Source organism: Flavobacterium sp., assembly GCF_046155325.1.
Classification (GTDB): Bacteria; Bacteroidota; Bacteroidia; order Flavobacteriales; family Flavobacteriaceae; genus Flavobacterium.
Map to the genome: position 1 here is coordinate 1 of NZ_JBJXDQ010000187.1, position 4,440 is coordinate 4,440.

Annotated in this window: 4 protein-coding genes; 2 read left to right on the forward strand and 2 right to left on the reverse strand. The window is 35.4% G+C overall.

The annotated features are described in order from the left end of the window. Both sucB and ACKVOD_RS12590 read left to right on the forward strand, forming a co-directional pair. Nucleotides 1-926 (forward strand): dihydrolipoyllysine-residue succinyltransferase (gene sucB / locus ACKVOD_RS12585; RefSeq protein WP_409209817.1); only part of this gene is annotated, 926 nt, incomplete at its 5' end. Between the two features lie 311 nt (nucleotides 927-1,237). Beyond that, nucleotides 1,238-3,358: a T9SS type A sorting domain-containing protein gene (locus tag ACKVOD_RS12590; RefSeq protein WP_409209818.1), complete on the forward strand. Its 2,121-nt coding sequence runs from the start codon at nucleotides 1,238-1,240 to the stop codon at nucleotides 3,356-3,358. 72 nt (nucleotides 3,359-3,430) lie between these two features. On the opposite strand, the gene ACKVOD_RS12595 is transcribed toward ACKVOD_RS12590, so the two are convergent. After that, on the reverse strand, nucleotides 3,431-3,868 hold the full coding sequence (locus tag ACKVOD_RS12595; protein WP_409209819.1) for a retropepsin-like aspartic protease: 438 nt from the start codon (nucleotides 3,866-3,868) through the stop codon (nucleotides 3,431-3,433). Further along, the coding region (locus tag ACKVOD_RS12600; RefSeq protein ID WP_409209820.1) for a CHAT domain-containing protein at nucleotides 3,865-4,440 on the reverse strand (576 nt) is incomplete at its 5' end. The genes ACKVOD_RS12595 and ACKVOD_RS12600, both read right to left, overlap by 4 nt.

Consider the following 4,440-nt stretch of genomic DNA (forward strand, 5'->3'; position numbering starts at 1 on the left):
TAAAAGCATCACCTGTTGTTGCTCAAACTCCCCCTTCGGGGGCGGGGGGGCTTGGACATCCTTCGCCAGCTGCTAAAAAAATATTAGACGAAAAAAATATAACACCTGAATCTGTTGTAGGAACTGGTAAAGCGGGTAGAATTACTAAGGATGATGCTGTAAATGCTACACCATCTATGGGAACTCCTACTGGTGGAAGTCGTGGTACAGAACGCACCAAATTATCAATGTTGCGTAGAAAAGTAGCAGAAAGATTAGTAGCTGCCAAAAACGATACGGCCATGTTAACGACATTTAATGAAGTTAATATGACGCCAATAAATACATTGCGTAACGAGTACAAAGATGCTTTCAAGGCAAAACACGGAGGAATAGGATTAGGATACATGTCGTTTTTTACCAAAGCGGTAACAAGAGCGCTACAATTATTTCCTGATGTGAACTCGATGATGGATGGTGATTATAAAATTGCATTTGATTTTTGTGACATTTCTATTGCGGTTTCAGGACCAAAAGGACTAATGGTACCTGTAGTTCGTAATGCCGAAAATCTAACCTTTAGAGGAATTGAAGCTGATATCAAAAGATTGGCTATCAAAGCACGTGACGGACAAATTACTGTTGACGATATGACTGGCGGTACTTTTACTATTACTAACGGAGGTGTTTTCGGAAGTATGTTGAGTACACCCATTATCAATCCGCCACAATCTGGAATTCTAGGAATGCACAATATTATTGAGCGTCCAATCGCAGTAAACGGAAAGGTAGAGATTCATCCTATGATGTATGTGGCACTTTCTTATGACCATAGAATTATTGATGGTCGCGAATCGGTTGGGTTTCTAGTTGCCGTAAAAGAAGCATTAGAAAACCCAGTAGAATTGCTGTGCGAAAACAATCCTAAGAAAGCATTTGAGTTGTAAAAAACACTTCTTGTTTTTATACTAAATCCCAACTTATTTTAAAAAATGAGTTGGGATTTTTGTTTTAAACAACGTTATAAATCATTTCATCACACGTTTTTCAATCATTTATTCACTATACATTGTGTCAAGACATAAAATAGACTGAAAGTAAGTATTGTAAGGATTATATTTAGAGTTAAACAGTTGTTTTTAAGCATTTTAATGGTTTTTTGTATAGTATTTGTATAGTTTTTTTCAAGTTTAAAATTATCGCTTTTTGCAAAATAAATTATACATTTGCAGTTAATTAATCAACTAAATTACACATTATGAAAAAAATTACTCTTTTAATTACATTAATGTTATCCTGTTTTGCCTTTGGACAACAAATTTTACTTCAAGATTTTCAAACTTCTTCAACATTTACTTTTGCAGGGTTTGAAGGACTAGGAAAGCTTACTCCTAATAATGTTCCCCCTGTTGAGGGTGCTTTTATTGTAGCTGACCCTGCTTCAGGAGGAACCAGAGGTCTTGGTTTGCAATTGAAAAGTTCAGCTTTGGGTAATCCATGGCAAGGTGCCGAGTTTGTATTTACAGGTTCTAAAAGGATTAGACTTACTACTGATAAAACAATGAAAGTCGATGTTTACTCTACAAAAGCTTTTACAATGCTAGCAAAAGTAGAATCAGGAACTGGACCTAACTCTGCTACTCCAGCATCTTACACAACCCCTAATCAGTGGCAAACCCTAACTTTTACTTTTAACACTTCATCAGACGGTACAGCAGTTGCTAATGGAGATTATGCTAAGATTGTATTTTTCCCAGGAAGAAATGCAACTAATACAGGATGGGCAACTCCATCGGATTTTAATGTTCATGTTGATAATGTTACCGGCGTTTCGGCTACAGCCGCTCCTGATCCAGCGCCAACAACAGCTGCACCGACACCTCCTGCTCGTAATGCAGTTGATGTGATTTCGCTTTTTAGTAATGCGTATACTAATAAGACAATTGAAAACTGGTCTGCAAGTTATGATAGTGCTGAAATATCAGACGTTGTAATTGCTGGTAATGACACTAAGAAAGTTATATTTTCTGATTTTTTAGGAGTACAATTTACTACTCCTGCAAATAGAATTGATGCTACACCAATGACTAATTTCCATATTGATTTATGGATCCCTTCAACCACAGCTACTTTAGACAAAGTTTTTATTACTAAGTTTTCTAACTGGGCAAACGGATCGGGAGAAGCCAATGCAATTATATTTACTGCCACAAATGCTAGTACCCCAAAATTACCAACTCCAAATCCTGGCACTTGGATTTCATTAGATATTCCACTAAGTAGTTTTTCACCTCTTAATGGGGCAAGAAATGATATCGCAGAGTTTATAATCAGTTCGCCACTTTTAGGACTTGCGTATATAGATAACATGTATTTTTGGAGAGATCCATTGCCAGCAGGTACCCCTACAATATCGTTTACAATACCTGCTAAATCAGTGACTGATCCTGCATTTTCTTTGACTCCTTTAATTACTAGCAACAGTCCAGGAGCTATAACCTATTCTAGTAGTAATAATTTAGTGGCAACTGTTGCTGGAAGTACTGTATCTATAGTAGGTGTAGGTTCTACAACTATTACAGCCAATCAAGCCGCTGGTGGAACCTATAACGCTGGTTCTAAAACAGCTGTTTTAGATGTAAATCCTATTGCAGCTCCAATACCACCTACAGTTACTCCATCTTCTGTTATAGGTCTTTATGGTGAAACATATCCTGTAACGGGTTATTCAGGTGATTTTGGTAGTGTTGGAACAGCAGATTTAGACACAAGCGTAGGTGTAAATAACGCACTTAAATATAATTTTGCAAATGGAGGTTATGGTCAAACTTTTGCAACAAAAGATATTTCGGCTATGGGATTTGTACATTTTGACTATTACACAACAGATGCAACTACTTTTGGACTTTATCTTATTTCAAATAGTCCAACAACTTTTGAGGCGATATATAATGTTCCAAACATAGTTAAAAATCAATGGGTTGGAGTAAACGTACCAATGTCTGCATTTACTCAATTTCCAGCATTTAAAACAACAAGTTTTTCCCAATTTAAATTTGACGTTGCAGCTGCTACTCCGGGGATAGTTTATATTGATAACCTTTATTTTTCTACTACAAACCCTGCTCTAGGAACTTCAAAATTTGAAACTTCAAAAGTAAAAATGTATCCTAACCCTGCTAAAAACAGTGTTACGATTGACGCAAATGGATCAATTGAAAGAGTATCTGTTTACAACATTTTAGGTCAAGAAGTTTTGTCAAAAAAACCAAACAGCAATTCAACAACTTTGCAAACAAGTGGTTTACAAAGAGGAACTTATATTGTTAGATCAACAATTGATGGTAAAACAACTACTTCAAAATTGATAAAAGAATAAAGTATTATTTATCGAATAATGTAAAAAGCATCCGCCACGGCGGATGCTTTTTTATTTAATATATTTTACTTGCTATTTCAGATACAAACAATGATTATAATAATCAATAATTCCCTTTCCTTTCAATAGAATATCTGCTCCAATAATGCCATGTACCGGTTTTGATTTGTGTTGAATTAATGCTTTATTGACATGAGATAAATCAAAGATGACTACATCACAATCATTGATTTTCCATCTTCCCAGTTGAAGTTTATTACCAATTGCTATTTGGGTTAGCATTCCCGTTGCCCCTGCTCCAGCAGCTTTTGTTTTTGATTTAGTGGCATGGAGTTGAAACAAAGCAACACTTTCAAACCCAACACAGCTATTGCTTGCTCCAGTGTCTGAAATGAAATTCCCTTTCACGCCATTAATACTTGCTTTCAGGAGCAAATGCTGAGTTTTACTTACTTTAAATTTTATCTTCTTGTAGTTTTCTTTTTTAAGAATATCAGGGAGGTTCTTCATTTTCTAAATGCTTTAAAGCCCAAAAACAATCCAATTAAAGTTAATAATCCAAAGATATAAATAGAGTAATTCGTTGTTTGTTCCAATCTTTCAATTCCTCCGTTATACACAAAAGCACTCCAATAATAAGGCGATTTTTTGGTATTTGAGATTTTTGTGTCTTTCAAAAAATTAAGTTTTGCGTTGGCATTTGCTTCAAAATAGGATTCTCCTTTTTTAATATTAGTATAAAAATAATTCATGAAAGTAGCTGTTGTGAAGTCATTTACTTTCCACAACGAAAACAATATATTTTGAGCACCAGCAAACTGAAATCCTCTCGCAATACTCATCGCTCCTTCGGATTTATAGAGTTTTCCAATTCCTGTTTCACAGGCACTCAATACCACCAAGTCTGGATTAATCTTGAGGTTATACAATTCAGAATATAAGATTTCTCGATCAAAAAATTGGATCCTTGCAGGAGTTTCTGTATCGCCAGCGGTCGCATGCGTACTCAAATGCAAAATAGAATAGTCGGCAGCATTCATCTTGAAATTATCGATAGTAGCCGTTTTATTATCAAAAAACTT